Origin of the sequence: Embleya scabrispora (genome assembly GCF_002024165.1) — a bacterium.
GTDB classification, from domain to species: domain Bacteria; phylum Actinomycetota; class Actinomycetes; order Streptomycetales; family Streptomycetaceae; genus Embleya; species Embleya scabrispora_A.
In genome coordinates, this window is the sequence record NZ_MWQN01000001.1 from 3490703 (window position 1) to 3513598 (window position 22896).

Below are 22896 nucleotides of genomic sequence, written 5' to 3' on the forward strand. Positions count from 1 at the left end.
ACACGGCCGCGTGCCCAAGTCGCACACGGTGAAGATGCGCCTGCTCCAACTCATGGACGAGTTGGGCGAGGACGCCCTGCTGCCCTCCGAACGCGAACTCGCCGCCGACTACGGCGTCGCCCGCTCCACGCTGCGCGCGGCGATCGGCGAGTTGGTGATGGAGGGCCGGCTGCGCTCGGCGCGGGGGCGCGGCACCTATGTCGCGCCGCCGAAGCTGATGCAGCCGGTGAGCATGGGCAGCTACACCGAGGCGGTGCGCTCGATGGGGCTCACCCCCAGCCGACGGGTGGTCACCCTCGAACACCACGTCGCCAAGCCGGACCTGGCCGAACGGCTGCGGATCCGGGCCGGCGACCTGACCGTGCACGTGGAGCGGGTGCTGCTCGCCGACGACGAGCCGATCGGCCTGGAGAGCACCTACCTGCCGCTGGACCGGTTCCCCACGATTCTGGACGTGCTGCGCCCGGAGGGTTCGCTGTACAGGTGCCTGCAGGACGACCTGGGGGTGGTCTTCGCGGAGATGCACGAGACGGTGGAGACCGTCTTGGCCGCGCCGCGCGAGGCGCTGCTCCTGGAGACCAACCCGGCGCTGCCGATGCTGCTGGTCATGCGCACCTCCTACGACCCGCAGGGGGTGCCCATCGAGCGGGTGCGGGCACTGTTTCGTGGTGATCGGATGGGATTCGCGACGCGTATGCGGGCCTGATCGACCGTCTTTGATAACGACGAGGTAACAGGTTCGGACCTTAACGGACTGTTCACCCGGACGACATACCGCCTCCGTGTGCTCGGCATCGGCCACTCCCAAGCTGGTCGCATTCGCCCCCGAGAACACGGAGGAAGCCGGTGCGAGTCATTGTCGTCGGAGGTGGCGTGCTGGGCACCATGCACGCCTGGCAGGCCGTCGAGCGAGGCCACGAGGTCGTGCACATCGAGCGCGAGCGCGAGGCGCGCGGTGCTTCGGTGCGCAACTTCGGCCTGGTGTGGATCGGTGGCCGGGCCGGCGGCGACGAACTGGACACCGCCCTGCGGGCCCGCGAGATGTGGGAGCGCGTCGGCGCCGACGTGCCCGGCATCGGCTTTCGCCCCAACGGTTCGCTCACCGTGTGCCGCGGCGCCGAAGAGGTCGCGGTCGCCGAGGCGGCGCTCGCCCTGCCGGATGCCGCCGAACGCGGCCTGAAGCTGCTCACCCCGGAGGAGGCACGCGGCCACAACCCGGCCCTGCGCGGTGCCTTCGACGCCGCGCTGTGGTGCGAGCGCGACGGCGCGGTCGAGTCCCGCGTCGCGCTGCCCGCGCTGCGCGAGCGCATGGCCGGCTCCGGCCGGTACACCTGGCTGCCCGGCCGCGAGGTGCGCGACCTGCTCCCCGCCGGCACCGGGGTGCGCGACGACCACGGGCAGGTGCACGAGGGCGACCTGGTGGTGCTGTGCACCGGCGCGTGGCTGAGCGGCCTGGTCCGCGAGCTGGCCCCGGAACTGCCGGTGCGCCGGGTGCGCCTGCAGATGATGCAGACCGACCCGCTCGACGAGGCGCTGACCACCTCGGTCGCCGACGGCGACAGCTTCCGCTACTACCCGGCCTACGCCGGCGCCGCCCTCGAGGCGCTGCGCGCCGCCCGCCCCCAGGCGCCGGTGCCCACCGAGCACCGCATGCAGTTGCTGATGGTCCAGCGCCTCGACGGCGGGCTGACCATCGGCGACACCCACGAGTACGACGAGCCGTTCACCTTCGACGTCGACTCCGCGCCCTACACGCACCTGGTCGAGGTGGCCGAGGCGCTGCTCGGCCGCCCGCTGCCGGCCGTGCGCCGCCGCTGGGCCGGGGTGTACGCGCAGACCGTCGACACCACCCGCGTCGTGCACCGCGAACAGGTCGCCCCCGGCACCTGGCTGGTGACCGGCCCCGGCGGGCGCGGGATGACCTGCTCGCCCGCGATCGCGGAACGCACCGCCGACACCCTCGGCCTGTGACCCGGCCGCCCCTTCCCGCCCCACCCGTCGTCGCAAGCCCCCACGGAGCACCACTCATGACGAACTATCAGCTCGCCGTCCTGGACATGGCCGGCACCACCGTCGCGGACGACGGCCTCGTGGTCGAGGCGTTCACCCGCGCGATCGGCGCGGTCGGCGTCGAACCCGGCACGGCCGACTTCGAGCGCAAGCTCGGCTACGTCCACGACACCATGGGCGAAAGCAAGATCACCGTCTTCCGGGCCCTGCTCGACGGCGACGAGGAGCGCGCGCGGGCGGCCAACCTCGCGTTCGAGAGCGCCTACGCCGACCTGGTCGCCGAGGGCCGCTGCGCGCCGATCGAGGGCGCCGAGGACACCATCCGCGCCCTGCGCGCGGCCGGCGTCAAGGTCGCGCTGACCACCGGCTTCGGCCGCCCCACCCAGGACGCGATCCTCGCCGCGCTCGGCTGGGCCGACCTCGCCGACCTCACCCTGTGCCCGGCCGAGGCCGGGCGCGGGCGGCCCCACCCCGACCTGGTGCTCACCGCGGTGCTGCGCCTGGGCGTGGACGACCTGCGCGCGGTGGCCGTGGTCGGCGACACCGCGTTCGACGTCCTCACCGGACTGCGCTCCGGTGCCTCCATCGCCGCCGGTGTGCTCACCGGCGCGCACGACCGCGCCGCGCTCGAAGCGGCCGGCGCCACCCACGTACTCGGCTCCATCCGCGATCTTCCCGCCCTGCTCCAGGGCTGATTCGACGTCTCGAAAGGGCGATTCCCCATGCGACGCATCCTCGGCCTCACCGCCGCCGCCACCGTGGTCGTGCTCGGCGCGAGCGCCTGCGGCGGGACCGGCGGGAGCGGCTCGGACGACACCAAGCCGGCCGCCAACGCCGCTCCCGGCGGCGCGCCCGCCAAGGGCTCCGGCAGCGTCACCGTCTACTCGGTGGACGGCCTCGCCGACTGGTACACCAAACGTTTCGCGGACTTCGAGAAGAAGACCGGCGTCAAGGTCAACCTGGTCGAGTCCGGCTCCGGCGAGGTGGTCACGCGCATGGAGAAGGAGAAGGGCAACCCGCAGGCCGACGTGGCGATCACGCTGCCGCCGTTCATCCAGCGCGCCGCCCAGGCCGACCTGCTCACCGCCTACACCCCGGCCGGCTCCGACAAGGTGCCCGCCACCGGCAAGGACGCCCGGGGCCGGTTCACCGCCGTGGTGAACAACTACGCCTCCTGGATTTACAACCCGGACACCGCCAAGCCCGCGCCGACCAAGTGGGCCGAGCTCACCGACGGCCGGTTCAAGTCCAAGCTCCAGTACTCCACGCCCGGCCAGGCCGGCGACGGCACCGCCGTACTGATCCAACTCCAGCACCTGTACGGCAAGCAGGGCGCGCTCGACTACCTCAAGCGGCTCGAGTCCAACAACGTCGGCCCGTCCTCGTCCACGGGCAAGCTCCAGCCCAAGGTCGGCAAGGGCGAACTCAGCGTGGCCAACGGCGACTTGCAGATGAATCTCGCGTCGATCCACAACGACAAGTCCAACTTCAAAGTGTGGTTCCCGGCCGACGACGCGGGCAAGGCCTCGACGTTCGCGCTGCCCTACTTCATGGGCCTGTCCTCGGGCGCCCCGCACGCCGACAACGGCCGCAAGCTGATGGACTACCTGCTCTCCACCGAGGCGCAGACCTCGGTCTCCGCCGACGCGCTCGGCCTGCCGGTGCGCGAGGACGTCAAGCCGACCGACGCGAACGCCGCCGAGATCGCCAAGGCCCTGGAGGGCGTGGAGATCTGGGCGCCGGAGTGGGACACCGTCCTCAAGGACCTGGACGCCGACCTGGCCGCCTACAACAAGGCCGTCGGTCGCTGAACCGCCGGCGCACACGTCCGGAATCCACCGCGGACAGGGAGGCAACCCGCATGACCGCACCAGCCATCGAGCGCACCGCGTCCGCCGTCGCGAGTGCCGCGCCGACCGAATCGGCGATCGGCATCCAGGATCTGACGGTCCGTTACGGATCGGTCACGGCCCTGGAAGGGCTGACCCTGGAGGTCGCCCGAGGCGAGACGGTGGCCCTGCTCGGGCCCTCGGGCTCGGGCAAGTCCACCGCGCTCAAGGCGGTCGCGGGTTTCCTCCGGCCCGCCTCGGGCCGGATCACCCTGGCCGGACGCGACGTCACGTACGAGCCGCCGAACAAGCGCGGCATCGGCGTCGTGGTGCAGAACTACGCGCTGTTCCCGCACATGCGGGTCGCCGACAACGTGGCGTTCGGGCTCAGGGCCCGCCGGGTGTCGCGCGCCGAGGTGGGCCGCCGGGTCACCGAGGCGCTGGACATGGTGGGGATGGCCGGCTACGCCCGGCGCTATCCCCGCGAGTTGTCCGGTGGGCAGCAGCAACGTGTGGCGATCGCCCGGGCATTGGCCATCCGACCGCCCGTTTTGCTCCTCGACGAGCCGCTGTCCGCGCTCGACGCCACGCTGCGCGCCGACCTGCTCGGTGAACTGCAACGGCTGCGCGGCGAGTTGCCCGACGTGGCGATCATGTACGTGACGCACGATCAGACCGAGGCGCTGGCGCTCGCCGACCGGATCGCGGTGATGCGGGACGCGCGCCTCGTCGACCTCGACGCGACGGACCGGCTGTACCGCCGGCCGCCGAGCGAGTTCACCGCGTCCTTCCTGGGCGCGGCCAACCTGCTCGACGCGCGGGTGCTGGCGGATTGCACGGCCGCGGACGACGCGGTGCGCGTCGCGGTGGGCGGGCTGACCGTCGCGGCCGACCCCACCGGGGCGTTCGCCGAAGGTGCGCGGGCGCTGCTCGTGGCCCGTCCGCACACCCTGGCGGTGACCGAAGTCGACCGGGCGGACACGCTGCCCGCACGACTGGTCGCCACCCAGTGGCGCGGCGCCGACTACCGGCTGACCTGCGTGCTGGAAGGCGACGGCGAGCGGGAGATCCGGATCGACGTCACCGACCTGGCCGCGGTGCCCGCGCTCGGCGAGCGGTTGGGCGTCGCGCTGCCCGCCGAGCCGTGCGTCCTGGTTCCGGCGGGAGCGGGCGGATGACCGCGACCCTGACCGAGCCGCCGATCGTGACGAAGCCGACCCCGGCTCCGGCCCGCGAGCGGCGGGGCCGCGGCGGTGCGACGCGCGCGTTGTGGGTACTCCCGCCGCTCGTGCTCGCCGCCGGGTTCTTCCTCTATCCGCTCGCGCTCGTGGTCAAGCAGTCCTTCGTCGACAAGAACGAGAACGTCGGCCTGGATGTGTGGCGCGACGTACTGAACTCGCCCTCGTTCGGCGACGCGCTGTGGAACACGGTCAAGATCGCCGTGTTGTCCACGCTCGGCTGCCTGGTGGTGGGCTTCTTCCTGGCCCTGGTGTTGTCCTTCGTGCCCTTCCCCGGCTCGCGCGCGGTGAGCAGGATCGTGGACACCGTGTTGGCCTTCCCGTCCTTCCTGATCGCGCTCGCCTTCACCTTCCTGTACGGCACGGCGGGCGTGGTCAACGCGGCGGCGGACAAACTCGGCCTGGGCGAGCCACTGGTCGGCTTCCTGTACTCGCCCTGGTGTGTGGTGCTGGCCGAGATCACCTTCTACACCCCGTTCGTGATGCGCCCGCTGCTCGCGGCCTTCGCGCTGGTGCCCCGGGAACGCCTCGACGTCGCGGCCTCGCTCGGCGCGGGCCCGCTGCGGGTGATCCGGCAGGTGCTGCTGCCCGAGGCCTGGCCCGCGCTCGCGGCCGGGGGCAGCCTGACCCTGCTGCTCACCCTCAACGAGTTCGGGATCGTGCTGTTCATCGGCGCCAAGGACGTCACCACGCTGCCGATGCTGGTGCACGCCAAGGGCGCGGTCACCTTCGACTACCCGGGCGCGTGTGTGGTCGCGGTGGTCGAGGTCGCGCTGTCGCTGACGCTCTACACCGTGTACCGATTCGTCTTCTCCCGGACAGGAGCCGGCCGTGCTGGTCTGGTCGCGTAGCGGACGCGCCCTCGTCTGGGCGCTGTTCGCACTCGTCTTCGCCCCCCTCGTGCTCGCCCCGCTGGCGATCCTGGGCATCGCCGCCTTCGCCGGCGACTGGAACAGCGTGCTGCCGGCGTCGTGGACGAGCGAGAACATCCGCGAGGCCACGGCGGGCACCAACTCCGACAGCCTCGTGGTGAGCGTCGAGACCGCGCTCGGCGCCTCGCTGATCGCGATCGTGGTCGGCACGTGGGCGGCGATCGCCGCGCGTGGTGCGCCGCGCTTCGTACGCCGGCTCACCGACGCGGTGTTCCACCTGCCGGTCGCGGTGCCCTCGGTGGTGGTCGGGCTCGGCATGCTGGTGGCCTTCAGCGACGGTCCGATCCTGCTCAACGGCACGAAGTGGATCGTCATCGCGGCGCACGCGGTGCTCGTGGTGACCTTCGCCTACTCGACGGTGTCGGCGGGGCTGGATCGCACCGACGCGGCCTTCGCCGAGGTCGCCGCCTCGCTCGGGGCGAGCCCGGCGCGGGTGCTGCTGCGGGTGCGACTGCCGATGTTGCTGCCCTCGATCACCGCGGCGGCCAGTCTGGCGATCGCGCTGTCCATGGGCGAGGTGGGCGCGACGATCATGGTCTATCCGGCAGAGTGGCGCACCCTGCCGGTGTCGATCTTCACCCTCACCGACCGGGGAAAGGTGCTCCTGGGCTCCGCGGTCACCGTGGTGCTGCTGGTCGCGACCCTGGTCGTGCTCATGGTGGTCGGCCTGCTCAAGGGCCGGGTGGAGGAGCGCCGGCGGCGACGGTAAGGGGTCCTGGCCGGCCATCGCTCAGTTCTTGCCGAACGTGCGCGCGGGCGGGGCCGGCGACGCGACCGCCGTGGTGTCGTGGACCACGGCCGCGCCGCCGGTGAAGTCGGCCAGCGCCGGTCCGTGCTCGACCCGGCCGGGGAACGGATCGGCGGCGGTACGCCGGGCCAACGCGGCGATCGGCAGTTCGCCGTGCGAGGCGACCAGCACGACGTTGCCGAACCGCCGCCCGCGCAACACCGCCGGATCGGCGACGAGCAGCAGGTTCGGGAAGACCGACCGGATCGTGGCGACCTGCGTGCGCACGAAGAAAAGCGGCCCGCCGTCGGCCAGATTCACCGCGTACACCCCGGCGGGGGCCAGCGTCCGGGCCACCTCGCCCACGAACTCGGCCGAGGTCAGATGCGCGGGCACCCGCGAGTCGGCGAACACGTCCACCACGGCCAGGTCGAACGCGGCGTCCGGCGCGCGGGCGGCCACCTCGCGGGCGTCACCGGTCCGCACCCGGATCTGCCAGGTGCGATCCCACGGCAACGCGCGCCGGACGAACGCGACGAGTTCCCCGTCCAGCTCCACCACCTGCTGCCGCGAACGCGGCCGGGTGGCGGCCACGTAGCGGGGCAGGGTCAGCCCGCCGCCGCCGAGGTGCAGGACCCGCAGCGGCTTGCCGGCGTCCGCGATGAGGTCGACCAGGTGGCCAAGCCGGCGGACGTACTCGAACTCCAGCCAGGTCGGATCGTCCAGGTCCACATGCGACTGCGGCGAACCGTGCAGCCGCAGCGTCCAGGCCCCGGCCCGATCCGGATCGGGTTCGAGCTCGACATCGCCGGACGCCACCTCGGCACGGACCGGCTCGGGGGCGCGACCGCGTCGACGCTGCTTGTCTGCCATCGATCCAGTATCGAGCCGCCGCGCGCCCCGTCCTCGCGGTAGGTCGCCGGCGTCAGCGGCCGGTGGTGACGAACCGCTCCAGACGATCGTCCTCGCCGCCGCGAAGAGTACGGTCGCCGGTCACGGCCGAGACGGTGATGTTCCCCTTGTTCAGTTCGGTCCAGTCGGCCCGCCGCTTGGTCTCCGGACGGCAGAAGGTGCCGGGCGACGCGCAGTCGCCCTGGCCGATCGCGAACGTGTCGCCGTCGGCCTCGGCCGTGTACCGGATCGCGACCACGGTTTCGGTGCCGATCTCGGTCCAGACCGGTCGGCCGATCCGCTCGCCCGGCACCACGTTCGGGTGGTTGATGTCGACCACGTACCGGTCCGACAGCACCTTGCGGTCCTTCAACTGCGCCACGTACGAGGGCAGGAAGTCGGCGAACGCCCGGTAGGTGGCCGGGGTCACCTTGAACGACTCCATGTCGAAGCCGCCGCTGAGCGCGATCGCCGGCTTGCCGTTGTCGTTCGCGGCGATGGCGGCGCCCAGCGTGCCCGAGTCGTTGGTGACCGAGGCGACGTTGGGACCGGAGTTGATGCCGGTGAGCACCAGGTCGGGACCGCTGTGCCAGCCGACCTTGGCGGCCAGGCCACCGCGCAGGGCCAGCCGTACGGTGTCCACCGGTGTCGCGCTCGGGGTCGTCGGGCCGCACGCGGCGCTGCCCTTGCACACGCCGAAGACGGCCCCCTTGCTCGGCGCCCCGGCACAGTCGCCCTCGAAGCCGGTCGGTAGTGCGGTGCGCCTGGACACGGTGAGCGCGCCGCCGCCGGTGGCCGCGGTACCGAAGCCGCTCATGTACTGCCACGGCGCCATCACCACGACGTCCGCCCCTGCGGCACACAGGGCCCGGCGTACCTCGTAGATCCCACGGCCGTCGGCGCCGTCCGGCTTGGCGTTCTGCATCGAGTCGTCGTTGCTCAGCAGGATCCGCATGCCGGCCACGGAAGGGCGGTGGTCATCGTGCTTCGGGGCGGCGTCGGCGCTCCCGGTCAGGGCCAGGAGCAGGGCGCCCGCGCCGAGGGCGGCGGGCAGGGCGGCGATGCGCTTCCGCTGGAGCTTCATGGTTCCTCGACTCGACTTCGTACCGAATACGGAGGAATCGGTCGGCGAGCGTTCACGACTCGAACACTCGCCGCCGATTCGGGTGCGAGTGAACGTAGAAGCCGAACCTAGTGAGTGAAAGGTTTGAGATCTAAACGTTACCGATGAGCTTCAGCCGGGGGCTCTCCGCAGGCGGCAGGGCCTGCCACGAACAGCTCTCCGCGGCAAAGAAGCACTGCGATCGACCGACGACGTCGCCGGCGTCGACCGGCTCGTAGGCTCCGGGCCCGTCGACCGGATCGAAGTCGAGATAGAACAGATCGCCGTAGGCCTCGTCGGGAAATCGCGAGAGCACCGGGTCGAAATAGAGCATTCCGGAGAAACCCTTGCCGTGTTCGACTCGGTAGTCCCGAAGTCCCGTAAGAGTGAACTCCACGGGAATCCACGGCCAGCCGTGTTCCCGATCCCTGGCATCGACCAGCACACGGGCGGTGGCGCCGTTCGGACTGAACGGATCCTCGATGTGGACGCGGGTGACACACCCGTTCCCGAAGTCGAACAAGCCCAGGAGGTCGCCCAGGCTGTCCGGGGTGAGCAGCGACATGGGGTCCTCCGGTCGGTGGCGGCGCGATGCGGTCCTTGCACCCATCATCGCGACTGGTGCGCCGCCACCGTACGGAAGTATCGAGCCGATCGTGATCGGGCTCAGACCCGGCGGGCCAGGCGCTCCAGCAGCGCCGCGACCCCGAGGTACACGAGAACGGCCAGGCCGCAGTTCACCGTGACCCGGACCTTGACATTGTCGGGGGTGAAGAAGTCCTTCGCCCAGCGGGTGAGCCAGTCCGACCAGTCGGCGATCGTGTCCACCGCGTCGTTGGCGGGATTGGCTTCGAAGACGAACAGAACGATGTGCAGGACGATGATGACCACGATCACTGTGACCACGGCGCGGATGACGGTCACGATCGGGTTCGCTCGTCGTGCTCGGGAGGTCACCATGCCGGGAGTCTGCTCGCGTTCGAACACCCGAAACGGAGCCTGTGCGCGCCGGTTTGCGGTCGGGACCGGGCACCGGTAAGGTCCTCCAAGTTGCCCGACAGGGAGACCTGAGACAGACGCGAGCCTAGGCGCTTGCGCTGGCTGGTCCCGGGGCGGCGAATCCGATCATCCGAACGAAGCGTGCTGCGCCCTGCGCATCACGCGAGTAGTTCTGTGCTCGGGTGCCCCCGCAGATTGCCGGAACGCGAATTGCCACCGATTAGACGGTGGGAAATGCGATCCGCTAATGTTCGGGGGTCGCGGAAAGCAGCGGGAAGAACAAATTTCCGAAGCCGAAGCGGCGAGCGAAGCGGGCCGGAAGACCTGCTAGGCTCGAAGGGCCGGAAGCCGAAGAAACGAAAGTTTCACAGGCGGAAAGCGAACGGACGAAAAGCGGGTCGGAAGATCTGCTAGAGTCTGAAAGGCGGAAAGCGCGGGGACGCGCCGGATGCCGAAAGCGAGGAAAGCGAAGCGGCCGAAACGGTGTGCTAAGCTGGAGACGCGAAAGCGAAACAAAAGAAACACAAACGAACGTCAAACGCCCGGAGGGCGCGGTTGATTCCGCACCAAAGGAAGCGTCCGTTCCTTGAGAACTCAACAGCGTGCCAAAAGTCAACGCCAAAGAAACACCCCCGGCGCTGAGCGTGTTCCCCGTTCGGGGAGTCGCGGTCGGTGTTGGTGGTTCCTTTGAAGAAAATCCTGGGTCCTGTCAGTGGGCCCAGGTCACAGCAAGGACGCGGGCGGCATACCCGGATCATTCCTCCGGGAGAGTCGCCGCTCACTTATTGTGTTCCACCGGATTACCGGTGAACATCAATGGAGAGTTTGATCCTGGCTCAGGACGAACGCTGGCGGCGTGCTTAACACATGCAAGTCGAACGCTGAAGCCCTTCGGGGTGGATGAGTGGCGAACGGGTGAGTAACACGTGGGCAACCTGCCCTGCACTCTGGGATAACTTCGGGAAACCGGAGCTAATACCGGATAACATCCTCCTCCGCATGGTGGGGGGTTGAAAGTTCCGGCGGTGCAGGATGGGCCCGCGGCCTATCAGCTTGTTGGTGGGGTAGTGGCCTACCAAGGCGACGACGGGTAGCCGGCCTGAGAGGGCGACCGGCCACACTGGGACTGAGACACGGCCCAGACTCCTACGGGAGGCAGCAGTGGGGAATATTGCGCAATGGGCGAAAGCCTGACGCAGCGACGCCGCGTGAGGGATGACGGCCTTCGGGTTGTAAACCTCTTTCAGCAGGGAAGAAGCGAGAGTGACGGTACCTGCAGAAGAAGCACCGGCTAACTACGTGCCAGCAGCCGCGGTAATACGTAGGGTGCGAGCGTTGTCCGGAATTATTGGGCGTAAAGAGCTCGTAGGCGGCCTGTCGCGTCGGATGTGAAAACTCGGGGCTTAACCCCGAGCCTGCATTCGATACGGGCAGGCTAGAGTTCGGCAGGGGAGACTGGAATTCCTGGTGTAGCGGTGAAATGCGCAGATATCAGGAGGAACACCGGTGGCGAAGGCGGGTCTCTGGGCCGATACTGACGCTGAGGAGCGAAAGCGTGGGGAGCGAACAGGATTAGATACCCTGGTAGTCCACGCCGTAAACGTTGGGAACTAGGTGTGGGCGACATTCCACGTCGTCCGTGCCGCAGCTAACGCATTAAGTTCCCCGCCTGGGGAGTACGGCCGCAAGGCTAAAACTCAAAGGAATTGACGGGGGCCCGCACAAGAGGCGGAGCATGTGGCTTAATTCGACGCAACGCGAAGAACCTTACCAAGGCTTGACATACACCGGAAACATCTGGAGACAGGTGCCCCTTTTGGTCGGTGTACAGGTGGTGCATGGCTGTCGTCAGCTCGTGTCGTGAGATGTTGGGTTAAGTCCCGCAACGAGCGCAACCCTCGTTCTGTGTTGCCAGCATGCCTTTCGGGGTGATGGGGACTCACAGGAGACTGCCGGGGTCAACTCGGAGGAAGGTGGGGACGACGTCAAGTCATCATGCCCCTTATGTCTTGGGCTGCACACGTGCTACAATGGCCGGTACAATGAGCTGCGATACCGCAAGGTGGAGCGAATCTCAAAAAGCCGGTCTCAGTTCGGATCGGGGTCTGCAACTCGACCCCGTGAAGTCGGAGTCTCTAGTAATCGCAGATCAGCATTGCTGCGGTGAATACGTTCCCGGGCCTTGTACACACCGCCCGTCACGTCACGAAAGTCGGTAACACCCGAAGCCGGTGGCCCAACTCGCAAGAGGGGGAGCCGTCGAAGGTGGGACCAGCGATTGGGACGAAGTCGTAACAAGGTAGCCGTACCGGAAGGTGCGGCTGGATCACCTCCTTTCTAAGGAGCACATAGCCGAATGTGGCCATCTGTGCCACACGGTTGCTCATGGGTGGAACGTTGACTATTCGGTTCGTGATTCGACACGGGATCGCAAGTACTGCTCTTCGGAGCGTGGAAAGCGTGGTCGTGGAGGAGATCGGGTCGGGCACGTTGTTGGGTCCTGAGGGAACGGGCCCGGCCCTGTCAGCCAGTCGTGGCTGGTGGGGCCGGTCTGTTGTCTCGGGAAGGTTCCGATCCTCGGACGATCCTCGAACCGCCGGTCTTCAGACTGGTAGGCGTCGGTCTTCAGGTCCGTGGGAATCGGTTGTTGTTTGAGAACTGCACAGTGGACGCGAGCATCTGTGGCCAAGTTGTTAAGGGCGCACGGTGGATGCCTAGGTACCAGGAACCGATGAAGGACGTGGGAGGCCGCGATAGGCCCCGGGGAGCTGTCAACCGAGCTGTGATCCGGGGGTGTCCGAATGGGGAAACCCGGCAGTCGTCATGGGCTGTCACCCGCACCTGAATATATAGGGTGTGTGGAGGGAACGCGGGGAAGTGAAACATCTCAGTACCCGCAGGAAGAGAAAACAACCGTGATTCCGAGAGTAGTGGCGAGCGAAATCGGATGAGGCTAAACCGGTCACGTGTGATACCCGGCAGGGGTTGCGTGATCGGGGTCGTGGGAGTGTGCTTGATCGGTCTGCCGGCCGGTCGGCGAGTCAGAAACCGTATGTGTAGTCGAAGGACATGCGAAAGGTCCGGCGTAGAGGGTAAGACCCCCGTAGACGAAACATGTACGGCTTGCTTGCGCATTTCCCAAGTAGCACGGGGCCCGAGAAATCCCGTGTGAATCCGGCGGGACCACCCGCCAAGCCTAAATATTCCCTGGTGACCGATAGCGGACTAGTACCGTGAGGGAAAGGTGAAAAGTACCCCGGGAGGGGAGTGAAATAGTACCTGAAACCGTGTGCCTACAAGCCGTGGGAGCGTCGTCATCCGCGCTAGTCGTGTGGTGGCCGTGACTGCGTGCCTTTTGAAGAATGAGCCTGCGAGTTTGCGGTGTGTGGCGAGGTTAACCCGTGTGGGGTAGCCGTAGCGAAAGCGAGTCCGAACAGGGCGGTTGAGTCGCGCGCCCAAGACCCGAAGCGGAGTGATCTAGCCATGGGCAGGGTGAAGCGCGGGTAAGACCGTGTGGAGGCCCGAACCCACCAGGGTTGAAAACCTGGGGGATGACCTGTGGTTAGGGGTGAAAGGCCAATCAAACTCCGTGATAGCTGGTTCTCCCCGAAATGCATTTAGGTGCAGCGTCGTGTGTTTCTTGCCGGAGGTAGAGCACTGGATTGTTGATGGGCCTCACCAGGTTACTGAGATAAGCCAAACTCCGAATGCCGGTAAGTGAGAGCGCGGCAGTGAGACTGCGGGGGATAAGCTCCGTGGTCGAGAGGGAAACAGCCCAGAGCACCGACTAAGGCCCCCAAGCGTGCGCTAAGTGGGAAAGGATGTGGAGTCGCAGAGACAACCAGGAGGTTGGCTTAGAAGCAGCCACCCTTGAAAGAGTGCGTAATAGCTCACTGGTCAAGTGATTCCGCGCCGATAATGTAGCGGGGCTCAAGCGCACCGCCGAAGTCGTGTCATTCGTATGTTAGCCAAGCCTTCGTGGTTCAGGTGTACGGATGGGTAGGGGAGCGTCGTGCAGCGAGTGAAGTCGCGGTGGAAACCAGTGGTGGACGCTGCACGAGTGAGAATGCAGGCATGAGTAGCGAATCACACGTGGGAAACGTGTGCGCCGGATGACCAAGGGTTCCTGGGGCAGGCTAATCCGCCCAGGGTAAGTCGGGACCTAAGGCGAGGCCGACAGGCGTAGTCGATGGACAACGGGTTGATATTCCCGTACCCGCTACGATGCGCCAGCGCCGAACCTCGTGATGTTAAGGCCGTGAAGCCGCCGGGATCCTTCGGGTGATCGGATGGGTGGAGCCGCCGAACCAATCGGGTAGTAGGTGAGCGATGGGGTGACGCAGGAAGGTAGTCCAGCCCGGGCGGTGGTAGTCCCGGGGTAAGGGTGTAGGGCGTCGTGTAGGCAAATCCGCACGACATACAGCCTGAGACCTGATGCCGACCCGATTGTGGGGAAGTGGATGATCCTATGCTGCCGAGAAAAGCCTCTAGCGAGTGTCGTGGCGGCCCGTACCCCAAACCGACTCAGGTGGTCAGGTAGAGAATACCAAGGCGTTCGGGTGAACTGTGGTTAAGGAACTCGGCAAAATGCCCCCGTAACTTCGGGAGAAGGGGGGCCATTGTTGGTGATCCCTCTTGCAGGGTGAGCTGGTGGTGGCCGCAGAGACCAGCGAGAAGCGACTGTTTACTAAAAACACAGGTCCGTGCGAAGTCGTAAGACGATGTATACGGACTGACGCCTGCCCGGTGCTGGAACGTTAAGGGGACCGGTTAGCTCTTCGGGGCGAGGCTGAGAACTTAAGCGCCAGTAAACGGCGGTGGTAACTATAACCATCCTAAGGTAGCGAAATTCCTTGTCGGGTAAGTTCCGACCTGCACGAATGGCGTAACGACTTCTCGACTGTCTCAACCACAGGCCCGGTGAAATTGCACTACGAGTAAAGATGCTCGTTTCGCGCAGCAGGACGGAAAGACCCCGGGACCTTTACTATAGTTTGATATTGGTGTTCGGTTCGGCTTGTGTAGGATAGGTGGGAGACTGTGAAGGGGACACGCCAGTGTTCTTGGAGTCGTCGTTGAAATACCACTCTGGTCGTGCTGGATGTCTAACCTGGGTCCGTGATCCGGATCAGGGACAGTGTCTGATGGGTAGTTTAACTGGGGCGGTTGCCTCCCAAAGGGTAACGGAGGCGCCCAAAGGTTCCCTCATCCTGGTTGGCAATCAGGTGTCGAGTGTAAGTGCACAAGGGAGCTTGACTGTGAGACCGACGGGTCGAGCAGGTGCGAAAGCAGGGACTAGTGATCCGGCGGTGGCTTGTGGAAGCGCCGTCGCTCAACGGATAAAAGGTACCCCGGGGATAACAGGCTGATCTTCCCCAAGAGTCCATATCGACGGGATGGTTTGGCACCTCGATGTCGGCTCGTCGCATCCTGGGGCTGGAGTAGGTCCCAAGGGTTGGGCTGTTCGCCCATTAAAGCGGTACGCGAGCTGGGTTTAGAACGTCGTGAGACAGTTCGGTCCCTATCCGCTGTGCGCGTAGGAGTCTTGAGAAGGGCTGTCCCTAGTACGAGAGGACCGGGACGGACGAACCTCTGGTGTGCCAGTTGTTCTGCCAAGGGCATGGCTGGTTGGCTACGTTCGGGAGGGATAACCGCTGAAAGCATCTAAGCGGGAAGCTTGCTTCGAGATGAGGACTCCCACCAGCTTCGGTTGGGTAAGGCCCCCGAGAGACGATCGGGTTGATAGGCCGGGTGTGGAAGCCCTGTGAGGGGTGGAGCTGACCGGTACTAATAGGCCGAGGACTTGTCCTCAGTTGCTACGCGTCCACTGTGTGGTTCCCGAACCGCAATCGGTTTCGGGGAACCTGTTTGATAATTGAATCACCGCATGTGATTTCTGGTTCACCGAACGGCCCCGTGTTGTGGGTTCGATGGTTTTCCGGTGGTCTTGGCGGAGAGGAAACGCCCGGTCTCATTCCGAACCCGGAAGCTAAGCTCTCCAGCGCCGATGGTACTGCACTCGAAGGGGTGTGGGAGAGTAGGACGCCGCCGGAATCTACGTGTGAAAGGCCCGTCCCGAAAGGGACGGGCCTTTTGCGTTTTCCGAGGTGCGGTATGGTCTGCGCATGCCTGACAACGAGATGGATCCTGCAGCCAGTACTCAGATGTTCCGGGCTTTCGTCGCCGAGGACCGCCCCGCGGCTCCCGGCGAACCGGCCCGGCGCGGCACCCCGCCCGTGCTGATGATTGCCGGGGTCGTGATCGCGATCATCGTGGTCGCGGCGGTTGTGCTCATTGCCGTCACCTGACCCACCTGTCGGTCGATACCGACCGTCATACCAACGGGCCGACATATCGCGGGCGGGACCCCATCCCTCCGGGTCCCGCCCGCGATATGCATTCCGCGAATACTTCGGTATCCAATCCGGTTTTCGCGGTTCGCCGCTCGATTCCTCCGGTCAGGGCGACGGCCACAGCGCGACGACGCAGCCGTCTTCCTCGCGCTGCCGCAGACCCTCGTCCACGTCGCGCAGGTAGTCGAACAGGGACGGCGGGGTCCGCCAATCCTCGGCCAGGCGCGGGGCGAGACCGGCGGTCGGCCGGCCGAGTGCCTCGGCGAAGCCGCCGGTCATCATCACCAGTACGTCGGTGGGCCGCCACGTGGTTCGGCAGATGCGCAGCTGGTCGTCGCCGGCCTGGTCGGGAATCGCCGCCGGCGCGCCCTCCATCGAGGTGTCCCGGATGCCCAGCGGCGCGCGCCAGCCGCCCTGGGCCAGGCGGAGCACGGTGCTGTCGCCGAGTACGGCCATGTCGACCCGGTCGTCCTCCAGCGGATCGGCGGCGGTGACCAATATCGCCAGGCGGGTGGCGGGTTCCGAGCGCCCCAACTCGTGTGCGCGATCGGCGGTTCCGGTCAGGCGGGAGCGCAGGTCCTCCTCGACCTCGGCTTGGACGCCCGCCCAGTCCCAATTCTCGTGCCGTTCGCGCGCGACCATCCGCGCGACGGTGCGGTAGGCGCTGCGGACCGCGATCTGGGCGGCGAGTTCGGAGGCGTGCGCGTTGTCGACGCCGTCGCAGATGATGGCGATCGTCCAGCGGGCGCTCGGGTCCGGGCCGACCGCGAAGCAGTTCTGCCGGGGCAGGCCCTGCTGCTGGTGCAGTTCGCCCCGAACTCCGGCGGCGCGCACGTTCAACCGGCCCAGCCGGCCGCCGTCGACGACCATGCCGCCGCCGTCGGCGAGGGCGGGAGGTGGGAGCATGCGCAACATCCTTCGCGGGACCTCGTCGGCCGGGTTGTCCGCGGGCGCGGAGCGGTGGGGCGTGCGCTGGGCCGGGGGCACCTTCAGGAACGAGGTGCCCGCATCGCCGGCGTCGTCCGGGGCGGGCTCGCCGCCGACGTCGCGCCGTCGTTCCGCCGGTTCATCCCCGAGCGCGGGGCTCGCGTCGATCGACGAGTAGCCGTCCGACTCCACGGTCGGCGCGGGCCGGTGCTTGGGGATCGGCGGGTAGTTCGGCCGGCGCTCGGCGGACGGGCTCGGGCCGGGGTCGAGCGGGTCGACCGGATCCATCGGATCGGCGGGCTCGATGTCGTCGTCGGGCTCCGGCCGCCACTGCTGCGGGTCCTCGCGGCGCCCCGGACGGGCGCCGCCGCGCGGCGGCGGCAACACGCCCTGCGCGTCGCGGTGCAACCGGTCGGGCGGCATCGTGTCGCCGGGGATGCTGTCCGACATCGGCGTGCCCGGAGGCGGCGACGAGCCGAGCATCACGTCCTCCCAGTGCGAGGAGCCGGTGCGCCGTCGATTGCGGCCCGACGCGGGCGGCGCCGGATCGTAGTCGGCGTCGTAGTCCTGGCCCTGGTCGCGCCCGTAGTCGTACACCCCGGCGTCGGCCTCGTACGGATCGCGGCGGCCGAAGCCGGGCCGGCGGTCGTACTGATCCGGCTCGTCCTCCTCGGCCGGCGCGCCGAACCCGAACCAGTTGGCCACCCGACGGGCCCGCCCGGAGCGGCGCCCGCCCTGGTCCGGCGGCGCCGGGTCCGGGAAGCCCGGCGGTCCGGAGGGGGCCTCGATCTCGCGGTCGTACAGCGGGTCCGGCCGACGGTCGTAGTCCGGGTCCGCCCGACGGTCGTAGTCCGGGTCCGCCCGACGGTCGTAGTCGGGGTCGGGCCGGCGATCCCAGTCGGGTTCGGGGCGTTCGCGATCGCCCGGACCGGAGCGCCGGGGGCCCTGGGCTCGCGGGACGGGCCGGCCCGGCGAACCATCGCCGGGGGTGTGGCGCTTGCTGGTACCGTCCGGCACGGCTTCCTCCTTCGCGTCGGGCCGGCCGGCGAGCCGGTCCCTTCGGGTCGCCGGTGAGTGGACGTCCTCCCACCCGTGCGACCGGTATCAACAGGTATAGCGTGCACGGCCCGTGCCCGTGGGCGCACGCGCGCGCGTTGGTCCCCACTTTGCCCCAGGTCCGCCCGGCGACCGGGCGGATGGCGGCCTTCTACCCGGAATCCCGTCGCTCGGTACCTATTTGACGGCGTATCAGGGAAACTCCCGAACCGGGTGCCGACGTTCCCCGCCGAGGGCGCGGATGTCGGCGATCGGGCGCCCCCGGTGGTGTGTTCGGTGGGCTTTGTGCCGAAGTCGCCTGCGGATGCGCCGGATTCGGGCGACGAGCGCGTCGGCGTCGGGGCACTGCCTCGCCCGGTGATCGGTGGATCGGGGCAACCGGTTCGTACGGTGACCCATCGCACCATCCCTCCATACGGCACCGTCTGGAGTCGGCGCCCCGTCGTCACTACAGTGTGTCCGTCGCTCGGCAGCGACGACCGGTTGTTTTCCCAGGTCGTTCCCGGGCGATCACGAACACTTCCTCCTCGGGAGCACAACCGCATGCGCATACGCACCACCCGCCTCGCGACCCTCGCCGTCACGGCGGCGCTCACGCTCGGCGGCACCGTCGCGGTCGCCTCGTCCCCTGCCTCGGCCGCCACGGGCAACGGCGACTCCGGCGTCTCGGCCCGCGCCGGTGTCGGCGCGGTCACCGGGGCCTCGGCCACGGTCGGCCCGGACGGCACGTACACGATCACCTGGACCGACCGCCGGCCCGGCCCGATGCGCGTGTACGCGTCCACCGACGCGGACCGGTTCACCCGGCTCGTCGGCACGACCAAGGGCACCTCGCTGACCGTGTCCGGACTGGACCCGGCCAAGCGCTGGTACTTCGACATCACCCCGGCCGGCCCACGCGCCGGGGTGGTCACCGCACCGCGCTCGCTCGGCCTGCAGAGCGCGCCCAACGCCCGGGACCTGGGCGGCTACCGCGCGGACTTCGGCCGGACCGTGAAGTACGGCCAGGTCTTCCGCACCGACGCGCTCGGCAAGCTCACCGACGCGGACGTGGCCCGCCTGGGCGGCCTGGGCCTCGACGTGTCCGCCGACTTCCGTACCGACATCGAGATCACCGGCAACGGCGACAACCGGCTGCCCGCGGGCACCCCGGTCAAGAACCTGCCGATCGCCGACGGCAACCTCACCGCCATCACCAACGCCGCGGTGGGCAGCCGGGATCCGATCAGGCAGCAGGAACTGCTGGGCGACGGCAAGGCCGCCGCCGCGCTCGAGAACGTCTACCGGGGCTTCGTCGACGACCCGGCCCAGCGCGCGCAGTTCGCCACCGTCCTGCGCGACCTCGCGGACGGCAAGAAGGTGATCTACAACTGCACGGCGGGCAAGGACCGCACGGGGTGGATGAGCGCGATCGTGCTCAAGACGCTGGGCGTCGACGACGCCACCGTGCAGGCGGACTTCCTGGCCAGCAACGACACCCTGCGGGCGCGCAACGAGGCGACGAAGGCGGGCCTGAAGGCCGCCGGGCTGATGCAGGACCCGAGCCTGATGGACCCGCTGCTGTACGTGCAGAAGTCGTACCTGGACACGGCGTTCGCCCAGGTGCAGAGCAAGTACGGCTCGTTCGACGCGTACCTGCGCAAGGGCCTGAACATCGACCCGATCACCGAACTGCGGCTCCGGGCCAGGCTGCTCACGGTCTGAGCCGCCGCCCGACCCCGGCCCGCCGGGTGCGGGCGGTCTCGATCGGCGCCCGGCCGGGCCCCTGATGATCCGTCAGGGGACTGGCCGGGCAGCGGCCGAGGCCGCGCGCACCGCGGTGGTGCCACGGTTGCTCAGGCGGACAGGTCGGCGCGCAGCCGCGCCAACGCGCGGGCGAGCAGGCGCGATACGTGCATCTGGGAGATGCCGAGGCGCTCGCCGATTTGAGACTGCGTCATGTTGCCGAAGAAGCGCAGCATGATGATCTGCCGGTCGCGGGGGCTCATCCGGGCCAGCAGCGGCCGCAGCGCCTCGCGATACTCGACCCCGTCGAGCGCCTCGTCCTCCTGGCCCAGACGGGCGATCAGCGCGTTGTCGCGATCGTCGTCCAGATCGTGCGCGTCCAGCGACGCGGGCGAGTAGGCGTTGGCCGCCTCCATGCCCTCGAGGATCTCCTCGACCGTCAGGTTCAGGTGCTTGGCGAGTTCGACCACGGTCGGTGCCCGGTCGTACTTGTGGTTGAACTGCTCGGTGGCCTCGGCGAGCGCGAGCCGCAACTCCTGGAGCCGGCGGGGCACCCGCACGCTCCACGAGGTGTCCCGGAAGAACCGCTTGATCTCGCCGATGATCGTCGGCACGGCGTAGGTCGGGAATTCGACGCCGCGATGCGGGTCGAAGCGGTCGATCGCCTTGATCAGCCCGATCGTGCCCACTTGGAGCACGTCCTCGTACTGGTCGGTGCGACTGCGGAAGCGGTTCGCGGCGAAGCGCACCAGGGGCAGGTTCAGCTCGACCAGGGTGCTGCGCACGTAGGCGTGCTCGGCCGATCCCTCGACGACATCGGTGAGGCGGAGCAGGAGGGTTCGGGACAGCGTGCGCGTGTCCTGGGGGGTGTCGGTGCCGGAACCCCGGAGCGCGCGGGCGCGGGGGATGCCGGTACGGGGAAGGCGCGCGGGCGCGGCGCGGTCGGCGGTCGAGCCGGCTGTGCCCTCGTGGGAAGCATCTCGCAGCAGCACTGGAGAGCCCACCTCCTCGTCGGTCCTGGAGCGGAACCTGTCCGCTGCCGGCCATGGTGGAACGGCAGCCCGTCGTTCGGTACCCCCTTACCGGTGCGGGTCACCGCCCCAAACCCCTTGCGACATCCCCGATTTGTCAGGTGATGCGGGTGTATCTAGCGGCATGTCGACAGTACGAAAGCCGCGAATCACCGCAAAGAAAATTCGAGGTTTTACCAGCCGTTTCGCATTACTCGTCGGTCTTTGGCGATCAGTCGACATTCGGGCCGAACAGTTGATCGCACACCTTCAGGTAGACGGCGTCGGGTCGAGGGACGAACTCGACCTCCCTGAGCGGTTGATCCTGCCCCGCGGATTCCATGACGAACGTCCCGTGCCCGAGCAATCGGCCGCCGGGGCTGCGTCGGTAGCTCATGTCGGTCACCTGGGTCAGCGGCAGCATGTTGACCCGCCGCCCGATCAGCCCGGTGGCCAGGATGATGCGCTTGTCGGTGACGATGAAGTAGTCGTTGCGCCAGGTCAGTATGTGACCCGAGCACCACAGCAGCAGGCCCGTGCCGACCGGCCACACGCCGTACTTCACGATCAGGTTCGCGGGCGTGAAGTACCACAGCAGCAGCGCCAGGAAGGCGACCCCGAACACGGTGACCGCCAGCGGACCGATGATGATCGCCCAGTGCCGGCGTACGGCTATCGCGCAGGTCTCGCTCGGCAGCAGGTAGCGGCGTATCGCGTGGGTCTCGGTGGTGGAGCCGTCGGCCGGCGCCGGCTCCGGCCCCGACGCCGCGCTCGCCGCTCGGCGCACGGCCTCAGCCCGTGAGCCTGCTGATCTGGTCGCCGCACCACTTGGCGGCGGAGGACATCGCCTGGAACCACTGCGCGACCAGGTCGGAGGCCTTCTCGGGCGTGGCGATGATCGTGTAGATGACGAAGACGATCAGGAGCAGCGTCAGGATCCGTTTGGTCTGCCCCGCCATGTCCCCGCCTCCCCTATGAGGTGTCGGGGAGAAACAATAGGGGAGAGGGAGCGGCCGCGGGGGACCGGCCACTCTCTCTCCCCTGTGGGACCCCCGCCGGAGCAAAGGTGGGTCGTACCTTCGCAGCATCGGCAAACAGTCCCGGGGTGCCTGCGGGGCTCCTGCCCAGCCCCGGGCACACCTCCAGCATGCGCCGAGGCGTGGCCGTGCGCATCCGGCGTTCGGCCTGTCGGGGCGGGGCCTTGGTCCCGCGCGGGACACGGGCCGCGGGATCGGCCCCGAACAGCCGTACGCGGTGCGTGGCGGGGTGGGCTCGGGGCTGCGGCCCGGGTCGCGGCCGGGGTCAGCCCGCGGTGCCGTACAGCCGGTCGCCGGCGTCGCCGAGGCCCGGGACGATGTAGCCGTGCTCGTTGAGCCGCTCGTCGATCGAGGCGGTGACCACGGTGACGTTGGCCTCGGTGTCCGCGAACGCCTCCTGCATCACCTCGACCCCCTCGGGGGCGGCGAGCAGGCAGATCGCGGTCACGTCCAGCGCGCCGCGCTCCAGGAGCAGCTTGGTGGCCGCGATCAGAGTGCCGCCGGTGGCGAGCATCGGGTCGAGCACGTACGCCTGCCGGCCGCCGAGGTCGTCGGGCATGCGGGTGGCGTAGGTCGACGGCTCGAGGGTGTCCTCGTTGCGGATCATGCCGAGGAAGCCGACCTCGGCCGTCGGCAGCAGGCGCACCATGCCGTCCAGCATGCCCAGACCGGCGCGCAGGATCGGCACCACCAGCGGCCGGGGGTAGGAGAGCTTGACGCCCGTGGTCTCGCTGACCGGGGTGCTGATCGCGACCGGGTCGACACGCACGCCTCGGGTCGCCTCGTAGGCGAGTAGCGTGACGAGTTCGTCGGCGAGCCTCCGGAAGGTGGGCGAGTCGGTGCGCCGGTCGCGCAGCGTGGAGAGTTTGTGGGCCACCAGAGGATGGTCGACGACGTGAATCCGCATGGAGCGACAGTAGCCCGCCGGCCCCTCCCGCGACCCTGCGGGGTTGTCGGTTTCGGGGTGTGTTCGGTGGCATTCGTCGGCCGTGCGCGGGCCCGGCGGGCGGTCCGGGCCGGGTGGTTGTGGGAATCCCGGGTAAATTGGGGTCGTTGAACC

At 68.2% G+C, this 22896-nt stretch carries 18 protein-coding genes and 3 rRNA genes; 12 read left to right on the top strand and 9 right to left on the bottom strand.

What is annotated here, in order from left to right; translation table 11 throughout:
* Positions 1-28 precede the first annotated feature (28 nt).
* The 7 genes from B4N89_RS15520 (at position 29) to B4N89_RS15550 (ending at position 6718) form a co-directional block, all read left to right on the top strand.
* Positions 29-706 (top strand): GntR family transcriptional regulator, encoded by a 678-nt coding sequence (locus B4N89_RS15520; RefSeq protein WP_371863057.1) that lies wholly within the window; start codon positions 29-31, stop codon positions 704-706.
* 140 nt (positions 707-846) lie between these two features.
* Positions 847-1971: a TIGR03364 family FAD-dependent oxidoreductase gene (locus B4N89_RS15525; RefSeq protein WP_078976433.1), complete on the top strand. Its 1125-nt coding sequence runs from the start codon at positions 847-849 to the stop codon at positions 1969-1971.
* A 56-nt stretch (positions 1972-2027) separates the two neighbouring features.
* Positions 2028-2705 (top strand): phosphonatase-like hydrolase, encoded by a 678-nt coding sequence (locus B4N89_RS15530; RefSeq protein WP_078976434.1) that lies wholly within the window; start codon positions 2028-2030, stop codon positions 2703-2705.
* Between the two features lie 27 nt (positions 2706-2732).
* Positions 2733-3821, top strand: a complete 1089-nt coding sequence (locus B4N89_RS15535) for a 2-aminoethylphosphonate ABC transporter substrate-binding protein (protein ID WP_078976435.1) — start codon at positions 2733-2735, stop codon at positions 3819-3821.
* A 50-nt stretch (positions 3822-3871) separates the two neighbouring features.
* Positions 3872-5017, top strand: coding sequence for an ABC transporter ATP-binding protein (locus B4N89_RS15540; protein WP_078976436.1), 1146 nt, complete (start codon positions 3872-3874; stop codon positions 5015-5017).
* Entirely contained in the window at positions 5014-5928 is a 915-nt protein-coding gene (locus B4N89_RS15545) for a 2-aminoethylphosphonate ABC transporter permease subunit (RefSeq protein ID WP_078976437.1), read from the top strand. The genes B4N89_RS15540 and B4N89_RS15545 overlap by 4 nt, the downstream gene beginning before the upstream one ends.
* A complete protein-coding gene (locus tag B4N89_RS15550; protein ID WP_078976438.1) occupies positions 5909-6718 on the top strand; it encodes an ABC transporter permease in 810 nt (269 codons plus the stop codon). The genes B4N89_RS15545 and B4N89_RS15550 overlap by 20 nt, the downstream gene beginning before the upstream one ends.
* Before the next feature lie 21 nt (positions 6719-6739).
* Here B4N89_RS15550 and B4N89_RS15555 read toward each other — a convergent pair whose 3' ends face one another.
* The 4 genes from B4N89_RS15555 to B4N89_RS15570 all read right to left on the bottom strand — a co-directional run bounded on the left by B4N89_RS15555 (position 6740) and on the right by B4N89_RS15570 (position 9689).
* A complete protein-coding gene (locus B4N89_RS15555; protein ID WP_078976439.1) occupies positions 6740-7609 on the bottom strand; it encodes a spermidine synthase in 870 nt (289 codons plus the stop codon).
* A gap of 52 nt (positions 7610-7661) precedes the next feature.
* On the bottom strand, positions 7662-8711 hold the full coding sequence (locus tag B4N89_RS15560; RefSeq protein WP_078976440.1) for a 5'/3'-nucleotidase SurE: 1050 nt from the start codon (positions 8709-8711) through the stop codon (positions 7662-7664).
* Positions 8712-8841: 130 nt separating this feature from the next.
* On the bottom strand, positions 8842-9294 hold the full coding sequence (locus B4N89_RS15565) for a hypothetical protein (RefSeq protein WP_078976441.1): 453 nt from the start codon (positions 9292-9294) through the stop codon (positions 8842-8844).
* Positions 9295-9395: 101 nt separating this feature from the next.
* A complete protein-coding gene (locus tag B4N89_RS15570) occupies positions 9396-9689 on the bottom strand; it encodes a hypothetical protein (protein ID WP_078976442.1) in 294 nt (97 codons plus the stop codon).
* Between the two features lie 852 nt (positions 9690-10541).
* Here B4N89_RS15570 and B4N89_RS15575 point away from each other — a divergent pair.
* The 4 genes from B4N89_RS15575 to B4N89_RS15590 all read left to right on the top strand — a co-directional run bounded on the left by B4N89_RS15575 (position 10542) and on the right by B4N89_RS15590 (position 16036).
* A 16S ribosomal RNA gene (locus B4N89_RS15575) occupies positions 10542-12065 on the top strand.
* Positions 12066-12411: 346 nt separating this feature from the next.
* A 23S ribosomal RNA gene (locus B4N89_RS15580) occupies positions 12412-15539 on the top strand.
* 126 nt (positions 15540-15665) lie between these two features.
* Positions 15666-15782, top strand: a 5S ribosomal RNA gene (gene rrf, locus B4N89_RS15585).
* The 16S, 23S and 5S rRNA genes sit together here, the layout of an rRNA operon.
* 71 nt (positions 15783-15853) lie before the next feature.
* Positions 15854-16036, top strand: coding sequence for a hypothetical protein (locus tag B4N89_RS15590; protein WP_078976443.1), 183 nt, complete (start codon positions 15854-15856; stop codon positions 16034-16036).
* 150 nt (positions 16037-16186) lie between these two features.
* Here the strand turns inward: B4N89_RS15590 and B4N89_RS15595 are convergent, their stop codons facing one another.
* Positions 16187-18025 (bottom strand): protein phosphatase 2C domain-containing protein, encoded by a 1839-nt coding sequence (locus B4N89_RS15595; RefSeq protein ID WP_078976444.1) that lies wholly within the window; start codon positions 18023-18025, stop codon positions 16187-16189.
* Between the two features lie 582 nt (positions 18026-18607).
* Between B4N89_RS15595 and B4N89_RS15600 the strand changes: the two genes are divergently transcribed.
* Entirely contained in the window at positions 18608-19768 is a 1161-nt protein-coding gene (locus B4N89_RS15600; RefSeq protein WP_078976445.1) for a tyrosine-protein phosphatase, read from the top strand.
* Between the two features lie 131 nt (positions 19769-19899).
* Here B4N89_RS15600 and B4N89_RS15605 read toward each other — a convergent pair whose 3' ends face one another.
* From B4N89_RS15605 to upp, 4 genes are all read right to left on the bottom strand, one after another.
* On the bottom strand, positions 19900-20781 hold the full coding sequence (locus B4N89_RS15605) for a SigB/SigF/SigG family RNA polymerase sigma factor (protein WP_078976446.1): 882 nt from the start codon (positions 20779-20781) through the stop codon (positions 19900-19902).
* Positions 20782-21031: 250 nt separating this feature from the next.
* Entirely contained in the window at positions 21032-21586 is a 555-nt protein-coding gene (locus tag B4N89_RS15610) for a PH domain-containing protein (RefSeq protein WP_078976447.1), read from the bottom strand.
* Between the two features lie 4 nt (positions 21587-21590).
* Entirely contained in the window at positions 21591-21758 is a 168-nt protein-coding gene (locus tag B4N89_RS50715; RefSeq protein WP_170222223.1) for a hypothetical protein, read from the bottom strand.
* 343 nt (positions 21759-22101) lie between these two features.
* Complete coding sequence (gene upp, locus B4N89_RS15615; RefSeq protein WP_078976448.1) at positions 22102-22743, bottom strand: uracil phosphoribosyltransferase; 642 nt, start codon at positions 22741-22743, stop codon at positions 22102-22104.
* Positions 22744-22896 lie beyond the last annotated feature (153 nt).